Genomic DNA, 24520 nt, shown 5'->3' with positions numbered 1-24520 from the left:
CTTACTTGCTCTTCACGATGGCGCGGGCAATGGCGTTGACCACAAACGTCAGCAAGAACAGCATCAAACCGGCGGCGATATAGGCACCGGCGCGCGTCTCGTTACCGAACTCGGCCGCGGCGAGGGCGATGGCGGTAGCGAAGGTGGTACCGCCATCGAAAAGCGAGAAGCGGAAGTCCACCAGCGGCGAGACCACCATGTACAGCGCCATGGTCTCACCCAGAGCGCGGCCCAAGCCCAGCATGGAGCCGGCGACGTAGCCGGACATGCCGAATGGTAGGACGGTCATGCGGATGACTTCCCAGCGCGTAGCGCCCAGCGCCAAGGCGGACTCGATCTGGCCCGGAGGGGTTTGCACGAATACCTCGCGGGCGGTAGCGGCGATGATCGGCAGAATCATCACGGCTAGCACGATGCCACCGGTAAAGAGGTTGCGGCCGGTAGCAAAGGCGGGCGAATTATCGTATTGGGTAAACAGGAAGAACCCGCCGGCCCAGGATTCCAACCATGTGTAGAAGCCGGACAGGGCCGGTCCGAGGACCTGCCAACCCCATAGGCCGTAGACGATGGACGGCACTGCGGCCAGCATGTCCACCAAGAAACCCAGCGGCTTAACTAAGCGGGCTGGGGCGTAGTTGGACAAGAAGATGGCAATCGCAAGCGCGACTGGCATGGCCAGAAGCAGGGCGAAGACCGAGATGAGGACAGTAGTGCCGAACATGGTCGGGATACCGAACTTCATCGCGGAAGTATCGGTGGTCTCCCAGCGTTCACCGTGGGTGAAAAAGCCCAATAGTCCATTCTCGTTCACGCTGAGCGCAGGAACGGCACGCCAGATGAGGAAGGCGGCAATCGCCGCGATCATCACGGTAATCAGCGTGGCAGAGGCCGTGGAGAGGAATTCGAAAATGCGGTCACCGGGGCGCTTGACGGAGCTACCGGAGCTGGAGGTAGCCAAGTCATTCTCGTTATCGCCACGGGTATGAGGCTGTTCGGCGCCAGAGACAGGAAGGGCCTCCGAGGTCGATGCCTGGGTGAGATTATTGTCTGCCATGAGACGTACTAATCCTTATTTGAAGTGGAACAAAGGGACATACGATGTACATGCCTGCGCCCCCAAAGCGCGTCTCGAGGGCGGCAGTGGGGGCGGGCGGAATGTTATTTCTCGAGGTAAAGCGGGGTTTACGCGTTACTGCAGTGCGTCAACAGCGCTCTTCAGGCGGTCAAGGTGGTCGCCCTTAACCGGGATGAAGCCCTGCTCTGCCAACTGGTCATCCTGGTGGTCCAAGACGTTGGTGAAGAATCCCTTGACCAGTTCAGCGGTCTCGTCATCGTAGCCAGCGGAGCAGACGATGTTGTAGGTGGTCAAGATGAGCGGGTATGCACCCTCAGCATCGGAAGCGAAGAGAGCCTTGGAGTCAACGACCATGTCGTTCTCAGAAGCGGTGTCCTTGAACTCCAGGTTCTCCAGTGCCTTGTTGACGGTATCGTCATTCAGCTCAACCGGGCCGTTGCCAAAGTCGATATTGGCCTTCTTGACACCGTCAGCTTCCTTCTGGTCAGCGAAGCCGGCCTCAACGTAGGTGATAGCACCCTCGATGTTTGCTACCTGGTCAGCAACACCGGCGGAGCCGTTGGCGCCCTCACCTACAGCGTCAGGGAACTGCTTGCCTTCGCCGTCCCAGTTACCAGTGGAGGCGTTGAGGAACTTCTGGAAGTTATCGGAGGTACCGGACTCGTCAGAGCGGAAGATGACGTGGATGTCAGTGTCCGGCAGGTCTGCGCCTTCGTTATCAGCGGCGATGGCCTCGTCGTTCCACTTCTTGATCTCGCCCTTGAAGATCTTGGCAAGGGTATCGGTGGAGAGGTTGATCTCCTGGTCACCCAGGTTATAAGCAATGGCAACCGGGCCGATGGTGGAAGGCAGGTGCCATGCGTCGTTGCCATCGCAACGCTCCTTGGCGGCCTCAATTTGGCCGTCGTCTTCCTTCAACGGGGAGTCAGAACCAGCGAAATCTGCCTGGCCGTTGATGAAAGCCTCAACACCCTTACCGGAACCGGAAGCGGTGTAGGACAGGTTTGCGTCTGGGTTGTCCCCTGCGAAGGCGGTGCCGAAGTAGGACATTGCGTTCTGCTGGGAGGACGCGCCCTCACCAACAAGCTCGCCAGCGACGCCGCTGCCGTCGGAGGAACCCGAGGAGTCAGAGGAGGTGTCCTCAGAACAAGCTACGAGAGCGGTAGAGGTAGCGGCCACGAGGCCGAAGATAGCGGCAGAGCGCTTGAAGTTGCGAATCACGGGAAAACCCTTTCCGGTGCAGATCAGAGATTGATTGTCCGAGGAAACCGCATCCCCATAAAAGGGGAACCTACATCCCACGTCCGCTTTTCGGGAGCGGGGTGCAGGTGCGCAGGTGCGGCTTTCTCACAATCAGTAAAGCTAACCGGAGGAATTAACCAGCAGGGTGCCGTGAGGTAAACAATTAATGAACAAGCTAGAAAGGTGACATGACCTTAATCACACTAGCCCCAGACGACATGCTCTTCATCAACGGAAAAGCCTAGGCGCTTGTAGGCTTTCAGTGCCGGTTCATTGTCCGCTTCCACGTACAAAATGACCCGCTGAGCTCCCTTTTCTACCATCCGGCGCAGGCCAATCTGCAGCAATGGTCCGCCTAATTTTTGGCCGCGGTACGCCTCTGAAAGGCCCACCACGTAGACCTCACCAAAACCGGGATCTTCCTCGTCGTGCCACTTGGTCCAGTGGAATCCGGCAAGGGTCGGGTGCCCCTGCTCTTTCTCATCCCAGAAGAACAAGACATCTTGAGGATCGAACCACTCGGCCTCCATGCCGCGGTGCAGGCGCTCTAAATCCCAGCCGCCTTGCTCTGGATGCCAAGAAAAGGCCTCGTTATTAACACGCAGCCACTCCTGTTCCACGGTGTCCTTACCCCACTTGTCCACTGCCTCGCTGTAATTGGCGGCCTGCAGCGGTAACTCGCCCACTTGTGCCACGCTATCCAGATCTGCGCCATCGATGCCCATGACCACAAGGGTGCGGGTGACATTCAGGTCGCGGGAGTTAGCCAGGGCCTGGGCCGGCTTGCCATTGCCATGCGCCCAAGTCTCGAGGTTGGTGGTGGCGTTAGCAGTGGCATCGTAAAGCGCGGTGCCATAGCCTTTACCGCGATAGTCTGGGGCGATAAAAAGCTCCGCGGTGGAATCCTCGCGGCTCGATACGCCAATAGGGGCGCCGTCCAACCAGGCCACCAAGTGCTTGTGGTGCAAGCGCTCATCGCGCAGGCCGTTGAGGAATTGCTCTGAAAGCGGGGCGATGCCATCGGCCTTTTCCGCGTGCGCTGCTAGTTCTTCCAGGGTGCCCGCCAACTCTGGGGAGGCGGGGAGGTTTTCTTCGGTGATATTCATGGTGTCCATGATACGTAGGCTAAATTTGAAGGTGTGAGTGTAGTCAAAGTCGACCGGCGCATTGTGCACGTCCTCATCCTGGTGGGCGTGGTCTTTGCTGGATGGGTGGCCGATGCCTGCGTGGCCATGCATTCTGAGCACAAGATTGCCCAGGAGGTAAAGGAGAACTCCCGGCTGGAAAACTCCCCTCAGGTGTATATCGGCGGCACCCCATACCTGTTGGCGGCAGGCTCTAAAGAAATCCCCTATTTGCAGGTCAAGGCCCTCGACGTGGAGGTTCCCAAGCTGGGCATGGTCAATGCCTCGACCGTGCTGCGCGATATCACCGTTACCCCTGAGCAGGTAGTAAACGGCGATATTGAAGGCGCACCAGTATCCACGTATTCGCGCGGGATCTCCCTGGACGGCGTTGCGCTGGGACGCCTTTTGGGCATTACCGATCTCTCCATTGCCAACCCGGATGATATTTCTCCCTCCGGCGGCGTTTCTGCCGAGGCGGAGCTTACCGGCACTCTGCCCGGCGATAAGGAAAAATCCACCGCCATGGTCACGCTGCGGCTAGTGGGCCCGGAGTTTCGCATGGAGGTCTACGGCACCGATGATCCGCGCCTCAAGGAGGCGTTTTCCCTCAACTTCGATACGCGCGAGCTCCCCCTGCCGGCGCAGGCCACGATGGTAAGGCTGCAGGGCGGCACGATTTACTTTGAGGTCCAGCGCCGCAATATCAAGGTCCAGATGGCCCAGCTTTCCCCGCTGGAAATCGAGGGTTCGGAGCAACGGGCTGTGGAAGAGGCCGAAAAGAAGGCGGCCGATACCGCCAATAAGGTAGGTCCTGCCCCAGATGAGGACGAATCCTAACGAAGGCGAATAAAGTCCCGCAGCACTTCCTGCACGGAGCGCTGGGCCACCTGCCGCCTATCTTGCGGCGCGTAGACCTCAATGGCATCGGCCACAGAGGTCAGCGTTACATGGCGGAAGGTCCCCTCGGATTCGCCATCGGCCTGGAAGCGCTGCGGGGTATGGCAATCGAGCTCGACGCGCTTGGCATCATCAAAGCCCAAGGTCTTTTCCTTCACCAGGCGTTTGAGCCAGCCGTGCTTATCGGCACCAAAGAGGTGCAGCAGGCCAATGACCCCACGCACGCCGCTGAGCTTCTCCAGCCCAAAAAGGGCTAGGCCCTCATCGAAGGAATTGCGCGGGTTGGTCACCACCGGCAAGGGGCCCAAGAAAGTCCAGGGGTTGGTATTAGAGGTAAATAAGAGTGGGAAGTCCTTCTTATGGAGCGTCTGCCCCAAACGGGATTCTGCGTACACCGTGATCTGCGGCGGGTTGCGGCGCGCGCGCAGCCAGGCCCGAATAGCCACGTTGAGGTAGCGCAGCGGGGTGGCGGAAAAGCCTTGTTCGCGGGCGCGGTCCACGCGTGCGAGGACGTCCGCGTCCATGCCAAAACCGGCGTTGACGGCAAACCAGCGTTCGTTCCAGGTGCCCAGGTAAATGGTGCGGCGCAGATCGCGCTCTAGCATGCGGGCCAAGACGTGGGTGGCCTCGACCGGCGTATTGGGAAAGCCGAGGGCGCGGACAAAGACGTTCGCGGACCCGGTGGGAATGACGGCGAGCGCCGGTACCTCGTTTGGGCTGGGGAGATCTTCACCGGCTGGACCCAGCAGGCCATTGACAATCTCATTGACGGTGCCGTCGCCGCCCACGGCAATGATGACATCATAATCATCCCTGGTAAGCCCCCGGACGATGTCTTCTGCATGTCCTGGGTAATGGGTGAATTTCACCAGCAGGTGCATGCCTTCTACGGCCCGCAGGGTGGGCACGATTTGGCGAAAGAGCCCGTTGGATTGCGAGGTCGAATTGGGGTTGGAAATCATCAGCGCATGCACAACAAACCAGTCTAGTAGTTAAAGCACCCCCAGCACGACTAGGCTGGACGCCCATGAGCGAAAATAACGAGAATACCAATACCCCGAACGTCGAGACCGCTGCCGCATCCCACCCGGAAAACACCTCCGGCGCCCTCAATGGCAATGACGCGGTCAACCAGGCCGCCGAGCAGTGGAAGGACGCGGCCAGCCACAATATTCCCGCCATCGAGCTTGGCGATGTCCCTGTCCCCGCAGATACCGCCAATCTGCGCCAGGGCCCGTCGCTGCACGATGGCCTGCTAGGCCTCCTCCCCCTCGTAGGCGTCTGGCAGGGCGAGGGACAGGCCCACGACACCGATGGCAGCGAATACACCTTTGGCCAGCAGCTAGTCGTTGCCCACGACGGCGAAAATTACCTGACCTTTAGCTCGCGCACCTGGAAGATCGATACTGAGGGCAAGCCACAAGGCCCATCTACCCGCGAGACCGGTTTCTGGCGCATCTCCGCCAAGGATGAAATCGAGGTCACCTACACCTCTTCTACCGGCATCGTGGAAATCTTCTACGGCGAGCCCTTCAACGAGCGCGCTTGGCAGCTCGAATCCGCCTCCACCATGGTCACGGAGACCGGCCCGAAGAACCTGGGCCCCGGCAAGCGCATGTACGGCCTCATGCCCAATAACAACCTGGGTTGGGTAGATGAGCGCATGGTCGATGGTGAGATGCGCCCCTACATGTCCGCCGAGCTCACCCGCATCGCCGGGTAAAGCTAACTAAGCCCCTAGCGCGGCATCGATAAGGCCTCGGATTTCTTCCTCGTTATCCGGGGCTTTTAGCGTTTTTTCATTCAGCTTGGTCACCCGCACCGCCACACGCACGGACGAAACCAGCCACACCGAATCGGACTTTTCCAAGTACTCCACGGTCAACGGCTTGGCCTTGCAGCGGTAGCCGCAGTCCTGGGCATAGTCAAAGAGCGCTGCCTGCGTGGTGCCGGGCAAAATGCCGCGGCCGACGGCGGTGCGCAGCTTCTTCCCCCGCACCGCCACCACGGTGGAGGTAGCTCCCTCTAAGATTTCGCCGGTATCTGGATCCGTTAGGATGAGATCGTCATAGCCCTTGTCCTTGGCCATGCGCAGCATCGCCATCGTCGCGGCGTAGTTGAGCGTCTTGGCCGGTAGCTCTTCAGCCACGTGCCACAGGCGCGGGCTCGTCATGACGGTGACGCCGGTGGAGCGTTGGCGCAGCGGGACATCGCCAAGCGGCTGCACCGTCACCCACGCGGTAGGCACGCCTGTCGCGGCCCGGCCGCGGGTATAGGTCCAGGTGCATTTGGCATCGGCAAGCTCGGTATCGGCGCCGCAATAATCCGCAATTGCCAGCCGGGTCGCCTCTTCCCACTTATTCATCGGCGGCTCCGGCAGGTCGAGCGCCCGCGCCGAATCGCAAAAGCGCTGCGCGTGGCGAGCAAGGTTGGCCGCCTTCCCGTCCCGGACCAACAGCGATTCAAAGATGCCATCGCCGCGGGTCACGGCGGCATCATCGGCATAGACCAGCGGCAGGGAGGGCGAATGCTTGCGCACCGACCCACCAAAAGGTTCCACGACGTAGATGACCGGCTCTTTTCGCGGGGAGGGTTTCATACGCTCGATTATGCCCTACCATCGGTAGATGTGAGTTATTCTTCGCCACTTCTTCAACGCGCCGGTGCCGCCGAGCACCAGGACGCGACTGTGCTCGATGCCCAAGGTGTGGCCTGGCACTATGGCAATCCCCTCGGGGAACAGCGTGCGGCCGAGACCGGGACCATCGCCATCGACCGCTCGCAGCGCCGCGTGCTGCGTGTAAGCGGGGCTGATGCGCCGGGATTTCTTAATAACCTGCTTTCGCAGAAGCTTGACGATGCCCCCTCCGGCTTCTCCGCCGGCGCACTCGACCTGGATATCCAGGGCCACATTTTGCACCACATGGATATCACCCGCGAGGGCGAGGACTTCTACCTCGACCTGCCCGCCGCGCAGTTCGAATCCGCCCAGGACTTTTTTACCAAGATGGTCTTTTGGTCTGAGGTCACGGTCGAGGAAGAAGACATCGCCATCGTGACTTTGCTGGGTGAGACCGATATTCCTACCCCACCCACCGTGGCCTTTTCCCGCGAGGTGCAATGGCCGGGAATCAAGCGCATTGACCTGGGTATTCCTCGCGAAAAATTGGTGGAATCCATGGCTGACCTAGAAGCAGAAGGCGCGCGCTTGGCTGGGCTCATGGCCTTTACTGCCGAGCGCGTGCGCGCCCGCGAACCAGAGCTCGCCGCAGACTTGGATAAGAAATCCATCCCGCACGAGGTTCCGCAATGGATTAGCCGCAGCGATGCCAACCCCGCCCACGTGCACCTGAATAAGGGCTGCTACCGCGGCCAGGAAACCGTCGCCCGCGTGGAAAACTTAGGCCGCTCTCCCCGCCTCTTGGTGCAACTCCACTTGGATGGATCCGCGCCGGAGAGGCCAAATGTGGGCGATGACATTACATTCAATGGACGTAAAGTAGGTCGCATCGGCACCATCGTGGATGACTGCGATTTCGGCCCCATCGCCTTAGGCTTGGTCAAGCGTTCTGCGCTGGATGCAGGCACATTGAATATCGGCGATACCGCGGCGTCCATTGATGCCTCCTCCATCCCCGAAGATGAGGGCCCTAAGGCCGGGCGCGAGGCGGTAAACCGGCTGCGCGGGCGGTAGATTTTCCACTCATCGGGGGGCCGGTGCGGAATTTTTTCGTCACACGCGCTATTGTGTCTTACAGGAAGATACACAATTGACAAGCCGATGGGGCGCCCAAGAATCCCTGGAGCGCCCTACTAGCCCAAGGGGGTCATGCACATGGGACGCGGACGCGCTAAGGCAAAGCAGACCAAAGTTGCACGCCAGCTCAAGTACAACTCACCCGAGATGGATATCGAGTCCCTTCAGCGGGAACTCGCTGCTCAGCAGGAGGGTGACTCCCACGACTACGAAGAGGATGATCCCTACGCCGAGTATGTCGACGAATGGGATGAGGACAAAGACGACGAGCGCTAATCTTCCGCTCGCCGGATAAATCCACAAAAGGCCTTAGGTTTTTAACCTAAGGCCTTCCTCTTGTACCTAGAAGTTGGAATGTTCGCCGTGCATGATAACGCGCGGTTCTTCGCCGTCTGCTTCGCGGACGCTGCCCAGCTCCCACGCATCGATGTGGCGGGCGGTAAGCATGGCCAGCGCGCGGTCGCGGTCCTCCGGGTTGACCACGGCAATCATGCCCACGCCCATGTTGAAGGTCTTTTCCATCTCTGCCAGCTCAACCTTGCCCATGGAAGAAATGAGCTTAAAGATCTGGCCCGGATTCCACGTGGAGCGGTTGACCTCAGCGCTCAGGCCCTCTGGAATAACGCGCTCTAGGTTGCCGGCCAACCCGCCGCCAGTGACGTGGCAGAAGGTGGATACGGAGCATTCCTGCGCCAGTGCTAGGCATTCCTTGGCATAGATGCGGGTGGGTTCCAAAAGCTCCTCGCCTAGCGGGCGGCCGAGCTCTTCCACATAACCATCTAGCGGCATGCCCGCCTGCTCCAGCAGGACGTGGCGCGCGAGCGAATAGCCGTTGGAGTGAAGCCCAGATGAGCCCATGGCGATGAGCACATCGCCCTCGCGCACGTTTTCTGGGCCCAACACGCCATCGGCCTCGACCACGCCGACGGCGGTGGCGGAGACGTCGTATTCGTTCTCCCCCATCATGCCTGGGTGTTCCGCGGTCTCGCCGCCGAGCAGAGCAGCGCCTGCCTGCACGCAGCCCTCTGCAATGCCCTTAACTACCTCGGCTACCTTTTCCGGTACGACCTTGCCCACGGCAATGTAGTCCTGCAGGAAAAGCGGCTCGGCGCCGCAGACGACTAGATCGTCGACGCACATGGCCACCAGATCGATGCCGATGGTGTCGTGCTTATCCATGGCCTGCGCCACGGCGAGCTTGGTGCCCACGCCATCGGAGCCAGCCGCGAGAATCGGTTCTTTGTAATCGCCCAGCTTGAATAGCCCTGCAAAGCCGCCGAGGCCGCCCATGACCTCCGGGCGGGTGGCGCGCTTGGCGTGTGGGGCAAATAGGCTTACCGCGCGGTCGCCTTCTTCGATATTGACGCCGGCTGCGGCGTAGGTGTTGTCACTCATGTTTTTAGAAGTTCCTTAGAAGTTTTTATTCGGTTCCGAGCAGGGTGCGCACGGCATCGGCATTGGGGTTTCCTGCGGGAAGACCCAGGGGATATTCGCCGGAGAAGCAGGCGGTGCACAGCTCGGAGCGGGGCTGCTCGGTGGCGGCGACCATTTCATCGATGGAGACAAAGCCCAAAGAGTCAGCGCCGATGGTCTCGCAGATGGTGGAGCAAATCTCCTCCGGATCATCGGACGGGCTGGCATTGGCAATGAGCTCGCCGGGCGAGGCAAAGTCGATGCCATAAAAGCACGGCCACTTCACCGGCGGGGAGGCGATGCGTACATGGACCTCGGCGGCGCCGGCCTCGCGCAACATGCGGATAAGCGCGTGCTGGGTATTGCCGCGCACGATGGAATCATCCACCACGACGAGCTTCTTGCCGTCGATGACCTCGCGCAACGGGTTGAGCTTTAACCGGATGCCCAGCTGGCGCAGGGTCTGCGTGGGCTGAATAAAGGTGCGGCCCACATACGCGTTTTTCACCAAGCCGTGGGCGAAGGTGATGCCGGATTCGCGGGCGTAGCCCACCGCGGCCGGGTTGCCGGATTCCGGTACGGGGATGACCAGGTCTGCATCCTCAACCGGGTATTCGCGGGCCAGGCGGCGGCCGATCTCCACGCGGGAGGCGTTGACGGAGCGGCCCTTGATATCGCTATCCGGGCGGGCCAAGTACACGTACTCGAAAACGCAGCCGCTGCGCTTGACGGGTGCGAAGTTTTCAGAGCGGATGCCGGCCTCATCAATGGCGACGAGCTCGCCCGGCTCGATTTCGCGAATAAATTGCGCGCCACAGATATCCAGCGCACAGGTTTCAGAGGCAACGACCCAGCCCTTGGCCAGCCGGCCTAGCACCAGCGGGCGCACGCCCTGCGGGTCGCGCGCGGCGTACATGGTGTGGCCATCGGTAAAGGTCAAGCAGAATGCGCCCTTCACCCGTGGCAGGAGCTCGCGGGCGGAGTCGAAGACGGAGGTGGTGTCATCGACGCCATCGGCAAGCAGCATGGACAAACACATCGAGTCAGAAACCGATTCCTCGTGCGGCTTAATCAGGCCGCGCTCGACGGCCTCTGCGCGCAGCTCGAGGTAATTGACTAGGTTGCCGTTGTGGCCCAAAGCAATGTCCACGCCCGTCGAGGAGGTGGAAAACATCGGCTGCACGTTGGACCATTCCTTGCCGCCGGCCGTGGAATAGCGCGTGTGGCCCACCGCCACGTTGCCGGTTAAGGCAGAAAGGGTCGATTCATCGAAAATATTGGCCACCAGGCCCATGTCTTTGAAGACGACGATGCGGTCATCATCGCCCACCGCAATGCCGGCGGCTTCTTGGCCGCGGTGCTGGAGAGCAAAAAGGCCAAAGTAGGTAAGTTTGGAGACTTCCTCCCCGGGAGCCCAGACGCCAAAGACGCCACACTCTTCGCGGGGTTCCTCCTCGTTACGATCGTCAAGGTCAGTGATACTAGGAGTATGTACTTCTACCACGGCGTTTATATTAGCGCGTTGGGCCGTCGAAAACTAACGGAATGATGGGCAGCCACTGCGCAATCTCCCCTGAACGCGACCCGGAAGCATCGATGCGACCTGTGTTTTTGACCTCGTCCCAGTCCGTGACACCGGTGGCCAAACGCAGCCAAGTCTCCGCATCCATTTCCACCACATTGGGTGGGGTGCCGCGCGTATGACGAGGGCCTTCAATGCACTGCACCGCAACAAATGGGGGTACGCGCAGCTCCACCGAGTGCCCCGGCGCGTCGGCCTCGAGGGTGCGGGCGGTGCGACGGACGGCATCGGCAAGCAGGGCCCTGCCTGGCTTTTGTTGCCCGTCCGGGTCCTGAATCCAATCCTTGATGGCGATGACTGCCGCGCGCGTGGCGGCGGGATCTACGGGTTTAGGCATAGCCACAGCATAGCTACTGTTATCTTATTGTTTATGTCACCTACTGACGCTGCTACGGAAACCCAAAAGTCCCCTACCCTTACGCTGCGCTTTATGGCATCGCCAACCGATGTCACCATGGCCGGCGCCCCTGGTATCAATGGCGGGCGTGTGCTGGAGTGGATCGATAAGGCCGCCTACGCCTGCGCCGTGCAGTGGTCCGGGCAGTACTGCGTGACCGCCTATGTGGGCCATATCCACTTCACCCGGCCCATTCCCTCCGGGCACATCGTGGAGGTGCGCTCGCGCATCGCGATGACCGGCCGGTCTTCCATGCACATCATCAACGAGGTGCTTTCTGCCGATCCCCGCGAGGGCATTTTCACCCGCGCCTGCGATTGCCTGGTCATCTTTGTGGCCAAGGACCCCGAAAGCGATAAGACCACCCCGGTTCCCACCTTCGTGCCCGATACCGATGAGCACCTGCGCGTGGCCGAGGCCGCGAAATCTCGCATCGAGCTGCGCAAGGCCATCGAGCTCGAGATGGACAAGCAGACCTACGATGGGCCTTCCGATGCCCCACGCATGGTCAATCGCTTTTTAGCCAAGCCCACCGACGTCAACTGGGGCGGCAAGGTGCACGGCGGCACCGCGATGCAGTGGATCGATGAGGCCGGCACCGCCTGCACCATGGAGTGGTCCGGCGAGCGCACCGTGGCAGTCTATGCCGGTGGCATCCGCTTTTATAAGCCCATTTCCATCGGCGATCTCATTGAGGTCGATGCCCGCATGATGCGCACGGACCGCCGCTCCATGCAGATGTCCATCCACGTTCGCGCCGGCGATCCCCGCGGCGGCCGCGATAATCTCAAGACCGCCATCCACGCGACCGTGGCCTATATTGCCCTGGATCGCGACGGACAGCCGCTAACCGCGCGCACCTTCACCCCACAGACGGAAGAAGATATCCGCCTGGCTGAGCACGCCAATATCTTGCGCGAGCTGCGCGGCGAATATTCCCCGAAGCCGCTCATCGTGGCCCCGCACTACCAGCACGTGGATTAAATTTTCAGCACAATTTCTTTTGCGCGGCGCCCGCGCATCAGCGTGGTATTAAATTGGTTACTGAGACCACGCTAGAGAAATGAGTTGATATGTCTAACCCACGCCTGCGCCGCAGGGTGCAGTACTCCGCCGCATTAGTTGCCTCCGCGCTGCTGCTGGCCTCCTGCCAGAACCCGGCCAACCAGGAGGATAAAGATGAGGCTTCGGCTACGCCGACGACTACCTCTTCTTCTACTTCCGCGGAAAAGACCTCAGAAGCATCTTCCACGGCATCGAGTTCTAGTTCCGCTACCAGCTCCAGTAGCGCCAGCAGCTCCGCCACAAGCTCTTCCACCACTTCCGTCAAGTCGAGCGGCTCCCACGCCAAGCAGCGCTCCGAAATCGAGGGGCATGTGGTGGTGCTTTCTACCGGCGGCACCATCGCCAGCACCCACGATGACAAGGGCGCGGTGGTGCCCACCGTAAAGGGCTCTGATTTGGTGGACCCGCTGTACTCCGAGTTCGACAAAGACAAGCTGGAGCTTGAGGTCAAAGACATTGCCAACCTGGATTCTTCTGCGATGACCTTGGCCGATACCGATAAAATCATCACCTCCGTACAGGAGCAGCTAGAGCGCGATGACGTCGATGGCGTCATCGTCACCCACGGCACCGATTCCATGGAAGAGACCGCCATTGCGCTCGATACTTTCCACGACAGCGATAAACCCGTCGTACTCACCGGCGCAATGCGCCCGTTCGATGACGATGATCCAGACGGCCCAGAAAACCTCGCTACCGCGGTAGAGACCGTCACCAACTCGGACTATGCCGGCCACGGCGCATTCATCGCCTTTGGCGGCAAGGTGATCCCCGCCCGCGGCGCGTTTAAATCTGATACGGAAAAGGCCGATGGCTTTGCTACCAATAGCCAGGAGAAATTCCCAGAACGCCCCGAGCCGCTGAAGTACGCTCCGCTTGGCGATGTCCGCGTGGACATCATCGCCGCCTATCCCGGCGCCCCAGCGGATCTCATTGAGCAATCCTTGGCCAAGGGCGCGCAGGCCATCGTCATAGAGGGCATGGGTTCAGGAAATATCGGCCCCGATCTGGCTACTGCCGCCATGGAAGCCGCCAAGTCCGTTCCCGTCGTGCTCACTACCCGCGTGGATCACGGACCCGTCGAGGGTATCTACGGCGGCGCCGGTGGCGGTGCCACGCTTGCCGATGCCGGCGTCATCCCCTCCGGCAACCTCCGCGCACCCCAGGCCCGCATGCTGCTCGCAGCCGCAGTTGCCACGGGAACGGATGCACAGAGGCTCTTTCCCACTGCAGAATGAGGCCGTATACTTTAGCGCGACGCTGAAAGGAGGAGAGCATGGCTGAAATTTTTGACGTTGGGCAGTACATAACTGAGCGCATTCCCAACGTGGACAAGCTCAAGCTGTACAAGCTGTGCTACTTCTCCCAAGGCTGGCATCTGGCGTGGACGGGCCGACCATTATTCCAAGCGGAGTTTCAAGCGTGGCGGCACGGCCCTGTTTCCCGTGAGCTGCACATTCAAACCTGGCAGGTAGCGGGGGCTGAAAACCCCTGGCCAGTGCCCTATGTTCCCGGTGGTCAGTCCGACAATCTCAGCACATACGAACGTGAAGTAGTAGATAGCATCATTGCGTTTTACGGCGGAGTTGAATCGACCCGGCTTCCCGATTTGAGCCACGGCCTTGCCTGGAACGAAATCCTCCAAGAGTTCTCCCAGGCGATGATCTCCGGCGCGCCCACCCCGCGACCTCCGCTACAACCAGCAGAAGTTCTTTTGCCTAATGTTGACCTCGACGGAGACGTGGATGAACACTTAGCCTCGCCGCAGGCCAAGGAAATCGAACAAGACTGGTGGGAGACTTTCCGGATTCTCGCTGACCGTTAACCAGACGGGTTTGCGGCAAGGATTGATCATCCTGGCTCATGCCGTCCAGTTCAAGAACAGGACACTTGCGACCTAGGCAGCGCCAACGACCACTTGCCATACCGCCACGAGGTGCACCACTGCCGCCGCGATGGTCGCGGTGTGGAAGTGCTCGTGATAGCCGTAGTAGCGCGCATTGCGCCCAGGCCACTTAAAGCCATAGACCAGCGCACCTACGGAGTAAACCACGCCGCCGGCCAGCAATAGCCAGACCACTGCTGCGCCGGCATCACTCCACAGCGTGGGTAGTAGCGGCAGCACCAACCAGCCCAGCGCTAGGTACACCACAACATCGAGCCACCGCGGGTGCTCAATCCACACTAGGTTCAAAATCACGCCCAAGATCGCGCCCGCCCACGCAATGGCGAGCATCCATGCTGCCTGCGCTGGGGATAACGCAATCAAACACAACGGGGTGTATGTGGCGGCAATGAATACCGCAATCGTGGCGTGGTCCGCCCGCCGCCACCATTGCACCGCTCGGGGGCTAGGCCACGGATAGCGGTGGTACAGCGCCGAGACGCCAAAAAGCCCTACCAATCCTAGGCCATAGACGGTAACGCCTAGACCCTGCCACCAGTGCAGCGTCATCCACGCATACGTGATGAGAACGGTGGAGGCGATCACCGATAGCAACGCCGCCAGCGCATGACCCCATCCACGGGTCAGCGGCCGCTCGCCGCGATCCGCCATCCAATAGGTGCGCTGCACCAAGCCTTCTTTCAAGGGATGCTCCCCCACCTCTTTTGTTCCTTCAGCATGTATCTGAGCCACAGCGATACTTCTTTCTCCCACCAGAGCTAAGTTACGTTACCGTAAGTCTACTGAGGGGAGTAAAGAGCTTCAAGGAAAAGGAGAATCTAATCCTTTTCGCCAGAATCCATCCCATCTACGATCCGCACGGTTTCCATCGCCACGCGCGTGACCTTGCCAATCAAATCGACGATATAACGTGGGTTACCCACCTCATCGGCCCAATCATTCGGGTCATTCACAATTCCGGAAGCCTTGTCCTTCTTCACCTGGTACCGGTCAATCAACCACGCCACCGCAGAGCGCGAGCCCAGCATGTACTTATCCGCTTCCGCTGGAATACCAGAAATGGTCACCTGCTGGTTGTAGATCAGCTTCGTCACGTCGTTGACGTTCTTGCCCGTTTCCAGATCCTTGCGCTTGGCCCACTTCATCTTGTGCACACGCCAGGTCTCCCGGTCGGACTCATCACCTTTGATCTGAATATCCAGCGGCCACGGTTCCACGGACTCATAATCCACGTGCAGTGCCATCAGTTCCTTGCCAGCCGCAGCAAACTTATCGAACTCCGCACGCGAGGATGGCGTCTCAATATGCGGCAGCATCTTCTTCAAATCCGCCTCATACTTCGTACGGTAAACGGGGTCATGTAGTTTGCCATAGACGAAGTGAAAGACGTCATCACCAGATACATCACTGCCCAGTGCATCTCGGTAAATCTGCTTAATCCCATCCGTGATGTTATCCACGCGCACATACCCGTCAACGACCTCGCCAATCTGCCCGTAGACACTGGGCTCGTTTTGCTTGACGACGTTCCCTTCACCGAACAGACCACCGTCCTCGACGTCAACTGAAGCCCAAGTGAAGCGTGGGAAAAATTGGGATCCTTCAGAACCATAAAAGTTCAGGTCGGGTATCTGGTCAACGGCGAAAACGGTAAATGGTTTGCTTGCACCGACGGTCGGCTGTAAGAACCCAATGTTGGAGTGATTCGGTGTCGGGAAAATTGAGGGGAGCTGATATCTACGGTGATTCAACTGCTCATCAAAATATACTTTTTGTTGGCAAAAAGGTCGGTACAAACTCTTCGTATGGTATCCAGTTTTATTTACCTCGAGTCTACGGTCAAGCTGAGATTGAAGACTGGATGACCATTTACTTCGAGTCGGATCTACAAACCAAGGTTCGCTGTTTAGAAATTCTTTCGCACTTTGACCTGACTGAATCGATTCAAGAGCTTTGTTATACGTCGCTTTTAAAGTAGAGACAGTTTCACTCAGAGTATCTTCCGAGAATGAATACACCCAAGCATCTCTGTTTGTCTGCAATCCCGCAGAATATTTTTCAAATACAGTTGTAGAATTACCGTTTTTCTCTCCTATAACTGGCCAAGTTTCAAACTCCTCTGACCGTTGGTTTAGCCAATCACCCTCTTTATTCGGCTCGATCGATTGCCAACTAAGGTTTTCGATAGATGCACTTGTAATTGCGTCTAACTTGTCACCCTTAGAGGAATTGTCCGGTAATTCGGCATAGTGTAAGTCAAATGATTGCTTGGACTCATCTTTAACCCCCACGGCAATCGAAACTCCGACCCGAATGTCAAAAACATTTCCTCCTTCACGTTTTGCTTGGTCACCGGAGGTACGCGAATTACCTCGAAGATTATAGATGTAGAGGTCAGTGAAATCTTCCGCCATCGATAAGCGGACACCAGCACCGGTGTTACCGTCAATCCACCCATTATTCGTTACAAAAGCCACGATTCCTTGGTCACCGATGCGATCGGTGGCCCATCGGAAAGCACGCAGATAGGAGTCATACAAGGAGTTCTTATTCGTGGCCGTGGACTTGGCCGCGTAGGTATCCGCGATGCGTTTATCCAGGCTCGGGTACTTCTGATTGGCATTGAGGTCGTTCGCGGATTTTTGGCCGGCAGAATACGGCGGGTTGCCAATCACGACGTTGATGGGCGCGTTCTTCTGGCGCTCGATGGTGGCGTTATTTTCGCGGAAGATGTTGAGGTCTGGAATATCACCTTCTTCGTGGACCTGGAAGGTATCGGCAAGCGCGATATTCGTAAACGGTACGTATTCCGGTGCCGGCTCATCGTCGCGCTGCGCGGCCTCCTCACGCAGGGCGTTGTAGGTGGTCTCGATATTGACGGCAGAGACGTAGTACGCCAGCAGCATGATTTCGGTGGCGAATAGCTCATTGGCATATTTGCGCGCAAAGTCTTCCGGCTTGATGAGGCCAGACTGCAGCAGGCGCACCATGAATGTCGAAGTACCGGCGAAGGGATCGAGGATGCTCACGCCTTCATCGCTAAGCCCCTTGCCAAAGTGCTTGCGGGAGACCTCATCGGCTGCACGCAGGATGAAGTCCACGATTTCCACCGGGGTGTAGACAATGCCGAGGGCCTCTGCCTGTTTCTTGAAGGCCTTGCGGAAGAAGCGCTCATACAGCTCCTTAATTACCTGCTGCTTACCGGAAGCAGAGGTCACTTCAGAAGCACGCACGCGCACGGATTCGTAGAACTTCTCCAGGGATTCGGTCTCAGTGTCTAGGTTGGCCTTGGATAGGGCTGCCACCATCTTCTCCATGACTTGGGCTACCGGGTTGTGAGTAATGAAGTCATGGTTTTCAAAGAGGGCGTTGAACACCGGTGCAGTAATCAGGTGTTGCGAGAGCATAGAGATGGCATCATCAGCCGAAATGCCATCGTTCAAGTTATTGCGCAGGCCCTCAACAAACTCATCGAATTCTTGGCGCAGGTCCTCATCTGCATTTTCTACCAGTGCGGTAATGCGGGTGATTTGGTTTTCTGCAATAGTGGCAACGTCATCGGCCCAGTCCTCCCAATAGGTGCGGGTTCCGACCTTATCCACCAGCTTGGTGTAGATGGCCTCTTGCCATTGCTCCAAAGAGAACAAGGCAATCTGCTGGGTCATTGCGGAAGAATCCTCAAAAGCCTCAGTGGACTTGGTGCGTTCTGCATCCTCCAGCTTTTCTTTATCGCTTTTCTCCTTGTCACCCGGGACATGGTTGACATCAATGGGTAGTTCTTCTTGTGCGTTGGCTCCATTGAGCGCGATGGAATTGATCTTGGCGTTAAAGCGATCATCGTGTGCACGCAGCGCGTTAAGGATCTGCCAGACCACCTTGAAGCGCTGGTTATCATTGAGCGCCTCCGAGGGCGAGACATCTTGCGCGACGGCAACCGGCAAGATGATGTAGCCATAGTCCTTGCCCGCAGATTTACGCATCACGCGGCCCACGGATTGGACCACATCAACCATGGAATTGCGCGGGTTGAAAAAGATCACCGAGTCCAGCGCCGGTACATCCACGCCTTCCGAAAGGCACCGCGCGTTGGTAAGTATCCGGGCTTCGTTTTCTGCAGCGGGCGATTCAATCCAGGACAGTTTGGTGCCGCGCTCCATGGCGTTCATGCCGCCATCGACGTGCTGGGCAGCAACTTGGAGATCAACGTTGGTCAAGGAGACATCATTCAACGCCGCCTTATCCTTCAGTAGCTCCTGGTGAGTCCTAATCAGGGAAGGAAAGCTTTCCGCAATCTGGGTAGAGGTCTTAATATCCTTAGCAAAGGCCACCGCGCGCTGCATGGGGTTGGCGTTTTCATCGAATCCACCCTTCTTTCCTTGCAGCTCACCGGAGCGCTTGGCCAGGCCATTCCACGCACCAATCATCGCGGAGGCGAGCGAGAGGTTGATCTGATTGTCTTCGCTATGGGCCATGGCGTTGGCAGCCACGGATTCATCGACGGTCATGACCAAGACCTTGTAATCCGTAAGCAGGCCCTTATCCACGGCCTCGCCAAAGCCCAGCCGGTAGAACTCGGGGCCATAAATACCCTCATCGTCCATAGAGGTCAGCTCAGCAGAGTGCTCGGCGGCCTTGCCTTTCACGGCGTCATCGAAAAGCCGCGGCGTTGCAGTCATGTACAAACGCTTGGCAGCCTTGATGTAGTCCGCATCATGCACGCGCACGAAGTTGCTGGAGTCCTCGCCGGCCAGGGTGATGCCGGTGGTGCGGTGGGCCTCATCACAAATGACGAGGTCAAACTCATCTAGGCCGTGCTGCTGTGCCTCGTGCACTGCCGGCAAGGATTGATAGGTGGAAAAGACAATACTGAGCCCCTTGGCGCGTTTTCCAGACTCAAAACGCCGCGCAATATCCGCGCCATCAGTAGAGACGGGAACTTCCAGGTCATAAACCGCAATGTCTTCGGCCTTCTTGGATACCTTCGAGTCCGAGCACACCGCGAAGGCGCGCATATCGAGGCGCCCTTGCGCCGTCCATTCCTTCAGCGTCTGCGAAAGCAGCGAGATAGAAGGAACCAGGAACAGGATGCGCGCCTTGCCTCCCCTATCTTCGGCCACGCGCTCTGCGAGGCGCAGCGCAGTAAACGTCTTGCCGGTACCGCAGGCCATGATGAGCTTGCCGCGGTCATGCGTCTGAAATCCCTCGATGGCCTTGTCGATGGCCGTTTGCTGGTGCGGGCGCGGCTCAAAGGTCTTGCGCTGCGAGAGGTTGATTTGAATTTTTTTATCCTGCACCTCGGAGCCTGGGAAGGCGACGTCCCAGTTAATGGGCGATTCCGCGATGGCAGAAATACCAATGCGGCTGGTGGGGATAATCTGGTTGGCCAATGCTTCCTCGGCGTGCGACGACCAGTGATCCGTTGTGGAAATGATCATCCGGCTGCCGAAGTGCTCGCGGCCATGTTCCGTTTCAAAGGAATGTCCCGAGGCCTCAAAGAAGGAATCCAAGTGCGACTTCTGGATGCGCGCGGTGGACGCATAGAACTTGCACTGGATAGCGGTCCACGTCCCGTCATCGCGGCGGCGAGCTACCAAATCAATCCCGGTATCGGCTTTGCCGCCGTTATAGCGCCAGTCAGTCCACCGGCTGACCTCATCAAACTGTGCTTTGAGAGTGGGATCAGTCTGAAAATAGTTGACCATCAGCTTTTCAAAAGCGATGCCATACTTCGCCTTTGGTTGGTTTTCGCGCAGCTGTTCCAGGACCTCAGAGAACTTTGACATAGGAACATTATGCCTGAGGGTGCTTCAGGTTTCCTTCGTTATTGCTGCATTTCGCTAGCTGTAGCCCGATGAAATGGCTTACTCAAGTGGTCAGCCCCGTTTACATAGGGAAATGATTGCCCCGGGTTGGATATATCTTGAGTCTTTACGCGTTTTAGTCCTTGCGCCCGTCCGCATAGTCCACAAGGAAGCGCAAAAAATGTTGGGCCGGATCAGAAAGACGATTCTGCGCACTCCACACCACCCGTAGCGGCCGGTCAAAGCTGATTCCCACCACCGGAACCTCTACGTATTCTCCTGTAGCGAGCTGTGACGCCACCGCTCTCCGCGCGATAACCCCCGGCGCACCCAGAGCTCCTATCGCAGTACGTTGAGCTCCCAGAGACCCGAACTCCCCTGCCGGCGGGGCGAGCACTCCCAGAACATCCGCCACCACCTCTCGTGTGCCGCTTCCCTGTTCACGCAGCACCAAGGGCGTAGATTGCAGCTCCTCCTTCGTCACTGGAGATACCTTCGTTTCCAATGTTGGTGCTGACGTTGATGCTGACGGGGTCACTGGCTGATTGTGGTTGCGCGGCTTCGCCCAGCGATGTTCTGCGGGGACAACAACCACGAGTTCATCGTGCCCGACCACACGCTCGTGCAGTTCGTGGGCCACCCAGTGGCCTTCAATAATCGCTAGTTCTGCCTGTCCTTGAACCACGTGGCGCTGCGCCTCCCGGCTGTTGAGCTGACGCATGTACAGATAAGTATGTGGGTGAGCGCGTTGGTAGGCCGCGGCCCAGCGGGGGTAGTCCACTTCGGCCACAGTATGAGAAACCACCAAGTTAATGTCTTCGGTGACCCCAACCCCAACGGCTGTTTCGAGGCCACGCGCGCATTCGTTCAGGGCGCCTTCTAGTCCCTCGAGTACACGGACGACTTGGCTGCCCACTTCTGTGACGGAACTACCCGCGGCTCCGCGCCAAAAAATGCGATTATTGAGGCGTTTTTCAAACTTGGCGATGCGCGTACTAACCGTTTGTTGGGAGACATTCAGATGTTTCGCAGCCTGGTTCATACCCCCATATCGAGCTACAGCAAGGACGGCATCAACTGTGAAAGCATCGGGAACGTAGCTGCGTCGAACGGGAGAGAATCCATCGTTACCATCTTCTCGTGAGGGGTACATTCATTTATTGTAACCCCGTTCGGATTATACGCTCTCCCGCACACATCAAGCAGTGCCTAGCCTGAAGAATATGTTAAAGATTCGCAATGAGATAGAGCTCCCTCCGCTAGGACCTGGCTGGGCCGGAGCAGTAATGGGACTCGGAATCTCCTCGTCTCTCATCGATGCTCACCTGAGCCCAATCCTGGGCCGCCTTCCAGCAGAAATCATGCTCGGCGTTGCAACGCTTGTCTTCTTGGCGTTCACAGCGGGATTTATTAAGCACCGCACTCCGGGATTCAACTCCAGCGACATGCCTGCATGGGGCATGGTCTCCATGGGCATCCTCGCTTTGGGTAGTGCCTACTCACTTATCTTTGACGCCTGGTTGATTCACACCGTGTGTTGGGCGGTAGGAACAATCCTGAGCGTCATTACCTGTTTAAAATATCTCAAGTTTCTTTTCTCCGACCGCCCTTCTAACCCCGCTTTTACCTGGGGATTACCCCTTGTTGCCCCCATGGTTTCCGCAACCTCGTCGGCGCAATTAGTACCGCATGCTGGTGAATGGGGCTCGGTCATCCACGGCATCGGCGTGTTCTGCTTCGTAGTGGCTTGGGTGACAGGACTGCCGACGTTTGCCGTCGTTTACCTGCGCACCTTTCCCAAGGTTCCCATTAGCTTCGCTGCCACCGCTTGGATCCCGATGGGGTTGGTCGGCCAGTCCACCGCCGCAGCACAGCTACTCGCCGGTGACCAATGGCATTTCCGCGCCATGGTCTATGGTGTAGCGATGCTGGGCTTGGGCGTGCCGCTGAGCATCTACGCTTTGGCCAAGCACTGGGGTACCGCCCTAGGAAATACCCCAATGTCCTATAACCCCAGCTGGTGGGCCAGTACCTTCCCCGTGGGCACGTGCTGCCTCGGCACCCATACCCTATCCACACAGCCCGCGGCGCTCGCGTGGGGTCTGGGCTGGATGGATACCGTGAGCGCCGCTCTGCTGGTTCTGCTCCTCCTTCACGTCACTTGGGCTGCCTTCGGAGCCATCAAAACCGTTTCCGAGCATTTCAAGGTCAGCCAAATGAGCCACGCATAACTTCAGGGTCTTCGGGTACTTAAGAACCTTGCGGATCGTGCTCGGCGAAGAACTGGGGCATCGCCTGGAGCAAGTGCTGGTTCCAGACTCCGTGAGCGCTAAGCGCCGATGCGTGGTCAGCGTGTGGGCGCACGTACTCGCTCAGGTCGATATTCTTTTCATGCGCTATGCGGCGAAAATCGTCATAGCTTTCCGGCGGGACGAGGCGATCGTTATCGCTACGGACAATCTTGATGGGTGGCATGTCCGAAGTAAGGTGCGTCGCCGAGGTAACAAAATCTGCACGGTCGGGATATTCCTCCGGCGTTCCACCCAGGTATTTCTGCACGGTATCGCGGGAGCCTGGCGCGGCATAGGCATCGTCGGAGTCATAGATGTGGCGGACATCGAGGGCCGGTGAATCCGCATACACGGCGCGGGGAACGGCCGGTGTGCCGGGGCAATCGGCGGAAGGTAGGTGGTTGGGGTGCGCGGCGGCATCGGCAGTCGCATTCAGCACCAACTGGCCGCCCGCAGATTCGCCGTACATAAAGAAGCGCTCCGGGTCGCCGTCATAATCCGCCGCGTGGGCATTGACCCAATTCATCGCGCAGCCCACCTGCCCTGCTGCCACCTTCCACGTGGGCTGATCCAAGCTGGACAGCGTGTAATCGATGGATAATACGAGGTAGCCACGCTGCGCCATCTGACGCATATTAAATGCCTGGGAGCGCTTGTTCATCTGATCCCAGCCGCCGCCGTGGACATACATCATCACCGGGTGGATGCCGCCATCATTGGGCTCATAGATATCCATGTCCAGGTCCTCGTCATGGAAGGAATCGTAGGCCACGGTGTGATCAGGGCCCTCGTCGGTGCTTTCCACACCAGCCCAGCTCAACGCGGCGCGAATATCCACGTCGGTCCCCTGCTCCTTCGCAGCATGAATCTGCGTCCCAAAAAGCGTTATGCCTGCAATGAGCGCAACCGCCGCGAACGCGCCTGGCACGTAAAAGCTGCGGGAGGCGAACCTTCCTAGTACCGCTAGGACCAGAAGGATAAGGGAAAAGATAACCACCGGCCCGACATACTGCGGGCCAATAAGCGCACCCGCGCCCCAATACGGAATATGCGGCGTAAACGGCGCCACCGCAAGCCACAACGCTAGGAAAGCTACAAGCGCAAGCGGGGCGGACAGCAGCCGGGCAACGATCTTCATACCGGCAACGGTAGTCCTCGCTTCTGGGAATGCGTGGTGATGATTCTGCTTTTAGTAAGAGGATCGGCGTCACGCCCACAGCCTGGCTAACTTGAACCAGACGAATAAAGTGGGAAAGAAATGAATAATCTCCGATTCAAAAGGGTCAAGTCCCATAAATTGGGACTCGGCCAAATGTGTAAGGGCACGACGATGTTTTCGAAGTACCATAGCGATGCTCTCGCGGACGAGATATTCACCTACATACACACGATTTTAGCTCCACAAAGTTCTATGCCACATGCAGGAGACTAAATACTAATATTAAGTTTTCTTAAGAAATCAATACCCTCCAAACACTCGACGTCAAAGTGCTGTGCTACATCCGGAATCTTCACTCGTGCTTTTCCATTTGGAGCGGGTTTCTCGTTGGTCACAATCTTCGCTTTATGCCGATACGCGGAGGCAACTAACCAAGAATCTGCAGCATCCAAAAATATATTTACTGCGTTTGGTTTGTATTTAGGCTCGCGCTCCGTACTGACCCAACGTGTCATTTCTTCATAAACTAGGATCTCTGCCTCATCAGGAGATAACCGCTGACTGGGACGGACAAGGTTTTCATACCACGCAAAGCGAGGATGCCCCCAGTTCTTCATTTCTTCGTGGACCTCATCATGGAAGTAAATACCCGGAACAAAAAGCTTCATCTCAAGCTCTTTCCACAGGCTGGGGAATATGTCTTCTGGATAAGTAGTCGTTAACTCACCAAGAGGTCAAGTCCGTTTGAGTGGTGTTTCTACCTTTCGATAGAGCATGCAGTGTGATGGTGTCAGGGGCCAGCACGTGC

20 protein-coding genes and 1 pseudogene are annotated in these 24520 nt (G+C 58.1%); 8 read left to right on the top strand and 13 right to left on the bottom strand.

Annotation, left to right across the window (positions count from 1 at the left end; translation table 11 throughout):
• Position 1: 1 nt before the first annotated feature.
• The 3 genes from pstC to mshD form a co-directional block, all read right to left on the bottom strand.
• Positions 2–1054: a phosphate ABC transporter permease subunit PstC gene (gene pstC / locus ABRP66_RS09365; RefSeq protein ID WP_284770384.1), complete on the bottom strand. Its 1053-nt coding sequence runs from the start codon at positions 1052–1054 to the stop codon at positions 2–4.
• A 135-nt stretch (positions 1055–1189) separates the two neighbouring features.
• On the bottom strand, positions 1190–2296 hold the full coding sequence (gene pstS, locus ABRP66_RS09360) for a phosphate ABC transporter substrate-binding protein PstS (RefSeq protein ID WP_284770383.1): 1107 nt from the start codon (positions 2294–2296) through the stop codon (positions 1190–1192).
• Between the two features lie 224 nt (positions 2297–2520).
• Positions 2521–3423, bottom strand: a complete 903-nt coding sequence (gene mshD / locus ABRP66_RS09355) for a mycothiol synthase (RefSeq protein ID WP_284852607.1) — start codon at positions 3421–3423, stop codon at positions 2521–2523.
• Positions 3424–3456: 33 nt separating this feature from the next.
• On the opposite strand from mshD, the gene ABRP66_RS09350 reads away from it, so the two are divergent.
• On the top strand, positions 3457–4281 hold the full coding sequence (locus ABRP66_RS09350) for an LmeA family phospholipid-binding protein (RefSeq protein WP_284770382.1): 825 nt from the start codon (positions 3457–3459) through the stop codon (positions 4279–4281).
• Here the strand turns inward: ABRP66_RS09350 and ABRP66_RS09345 are convergent.
• The gene (locus tag ABRP66_RS09345) at positions 4278–5315 is read right to left on the bottom strand and encodes a diacylglycerol/lipid kinase family protein (protein ID WP_284796561.1); all 1038 of its coding nucleotides are present in this window, start codon (positions 5313–5315) and stop codon (positions 4278–4280) included. The two genes, ABRP66_RS09350 and ABRP66_RS09345, sit on opposite strands and share 4 nt — an antisense overlap.
• 53 nt (positions 5316–5368) lie before the next feature.
• Between ABRP66_RS09345 and ABRP66_RS09340 the strand changes: the two genes are divergently transcribed.
• A complete protein-coding gene (locus ABRP66_RS09340) occupies positions 5369–6064 on the top strand; it encodes a heme-binding beta-barrel domain-containing protein (protein ID WP_284796560.1) in 696 nt (231 codons plus the stop codon).
• Positions 6065–6070: 6 nt separating this feature from the next.
• Here the strand turns inward: ABRP66_RS09340 and ABRP66_RS09335 are convergent, their stop codons facing one another.
• Positions 6071–6940 carry an aminodeoxychorismate lyase gene (locus tag ABRP66_RS09335; RefSeq protein ID WP_284796558.1) on the bottom strand — a complete coding sequence of 290 codons (870 nt, stop codon included), beginning with the start codon at positions 6938–6940 and terminating at the stop codon, positions 6071–6073.
• Between the two features lie 30 nt (positions 6941–6970).
• Here ABRP66_RS09335 and ygfZ point away from each other — a divergent pair, with 30 nt between their 5' ends.
• Entirely contained in the window at positions 6971–8035 is a 1065-nt protein-coding gene (gene ygfZ, locus ABRP66_RS09330) for a CAF17-like 4Fe-4S cluster assembly/insertion protein YgfZ (RefSeq protein ID WP_284796557.1), read from the top strand.
• 141 nt (positions 8036–8176) lie between these two features.
• Positions 8177–8374 (top strand): DUF3073 domain-containing protein, encoded by a 198-nt coding sequence (locus ABRP66_RS09325; protein ID WP_284796556.1) that lies wholly within the window; start codon positions 8177–8179, stop codon positions 8372–8374.
• Between the two features lie 66 nt (positions 8375–8440).
• On the opposite strand, the gene purM is transcribed toward ABRP66_RS09325, so the two are convergent.
• The 3 genes from purM to ABRP66_RS09310 are packed head-to-tail and all read right to left on the bottom strand — an operon-like array spanning position 8441 to position 11430.
• Positions 8441–9493, bottom strand: a complete 1053-nt coding sequence (gene purM / locus ABRP66_RS09320; protein ID WP_284770378.1) for a phosphoribosylformylglycinamidine cyclo-ligase — start codon at positions 9491–9493, stop codon at positions 8441–8443.
• Positions 9494–9518: 25 nt separating this feature from the next.
• Positions 9519–11015, bottom strand: coding sequence for an amidophosphoribosyltransferase (purF, locus tag ABRP66_RS09315; RefSeq protein ID WP_284852635.1), 1497 nt, complete (start codon positions 11013–11015; stop codon positions 9519–9521).
• A 10-nt stretch (positions 11016–11025) separates the two neighbouring features.
• Positions 11026–11430: a sterol carrier family protein gene (locus tag ABRP66_RS09310; protein ID WP_239268336.1), complete on the bottom strand. Its 405-nt coding sequence runs from the start codon at positions 11428–11430 to the stop codon at positions 11026–11028.
• Between the two features lie 33 nt (positions 11431–11463).
• Between ABRP66_RS09310 and ABRP66_RS09305 the strand changes: the two genes are divergently transcribed.
• From ABRP66_RS09305 to ABRP66_RS09295, 3 genes are all read left to right on the top strand, one after another.
• A complete protein-coding gene (locus tag ABRP66_RS09305; RefSeq protein WP_349837131.1) occupies positions 11464–12474 on the top strand; it encodes an acyl-CoA thioesterase in 1011 nt (336 codons plus the stop codon).
• Between the two features lie 89 nt (positions 12475–12563).
• Positions 12564–13793 carry an asparaginase gene (locus ABRP66_RS09300; protein WP_349837130.1) on the top strand — a complete coding sequence of 410 codons (1230 nt, stop codon included), beginning with the start codon at positions 12564–12566 and terminating at the stop codon, positions 13791–13793.
• A 38-nt stretch (positions 13794–13831) separates the two neighbouring features.
• Complete coding sequence (locus tag ABRP66_RS09295) at positions 13832–14380, top strand: Panacea domain-containing protein (protein ID WP_284854144.1); 549 nt, start codon at positions 13832–13834, stop codon at positions 14378–14380.
• A gap of 72 nt (positions 14381–14452) precedes the next feature.
• On the opposite strand, the gene trhA is transcribed toward ABRP66_RS09295, so the two are convergent.
• The 3 genes from trhA to ABRP66_RS09280 form a co-directional block, all read right to left on the bottom strand.
• Positions 14453–15112 (bottom strand): PAQR family membrane homeostasis protein TrhA, encoded by a 660-nt coding sequence (gene trhA / locus ABRP66_RS09290; protein WP_232208563.1) that lies wholly within the window; start codon positions 15110–15112, stop codon positions 14453–14455.
• A gap of 167 nt (positions 15113–15279) precedes the next feature.
• On the bottom strand, positions 15280–20244 hold the full coding sequence (locus ABRP66_RS09285; RefSeq protein WP_349838611.1) for a DEAD/DEAH box helicase: 4965 nt from the start codon (positions 20242–20244) through the stop codon (positions 15280–15282).
• Between the two features lie 154 nt (positions 20245–20398).
• A complete protein-coding gene (locus ABRP66_RS09280; protein WP_284770369.1) occupies positions 20399–21415 on the bottom strand; it encodes a LysR substrate-binding domain-containing protein in 1017 nt (338 codons plus the stop codon).
• 70 nt (positions 21416–21485) lie between these two features.
• Between ABRP66_RS09280 and ABRP66_RS09275 the strand changes: the two genes are divergently transcribed.
• Positions 21486–22493 carry a TDT family transporter gene (locus tag ABRP66_RS09275; RefSeq protein WP_284770368.1) on the top strand — a complete coding sequence of 336 codons (1008 nt, stop codon included), beginning with the start codon at positions 21486–21488 and terminating at the stop codon, positions 22491–22493.
• A gap of 19 nt (positions 22494–22512) precedes the next feature.
• Here the strand turns inward: ABRP66_RS09275 and ABRP66_RS09270 are convergent, their stop codons facing one another.
• Complete coding sequence (locus ABRP66_RS09270) at positions 22513–23691, bottom strand: alpha/beta hydrolase family protein (RefSeq protein WP_284770367.1); 1179 nt, start codon at positions 23689–23691, stop codon at positions 22513–22515.
• Between the two features lie 290 nt (positions 23692–23981).
• Positions 23982–24416, bottom strand: a pseudogene (locus tag ABRP66_RS09265) (DUF4411 family protein); the annotation flags it as partial.
• Between the last annotated feature and the right edge of the window lie 104 nt (positions 24417–24520).

It is taken from the genome of Corynebacterium sp. KPL2680, from assembly GCF_040225675.1.
Taxonomy (GTDB): Bacteria; Actinomycetota; Actinomycetes; order Mycobacteriales; family Mycobacteriaceae; genus Corynebacterium; species Corynebacterium rhinophilum.
The sequence above is the reverse complement of the archived record's forward strand: the minus strand, read 5'-3'. Positions and strand labels throughout refer to the sequence as shown.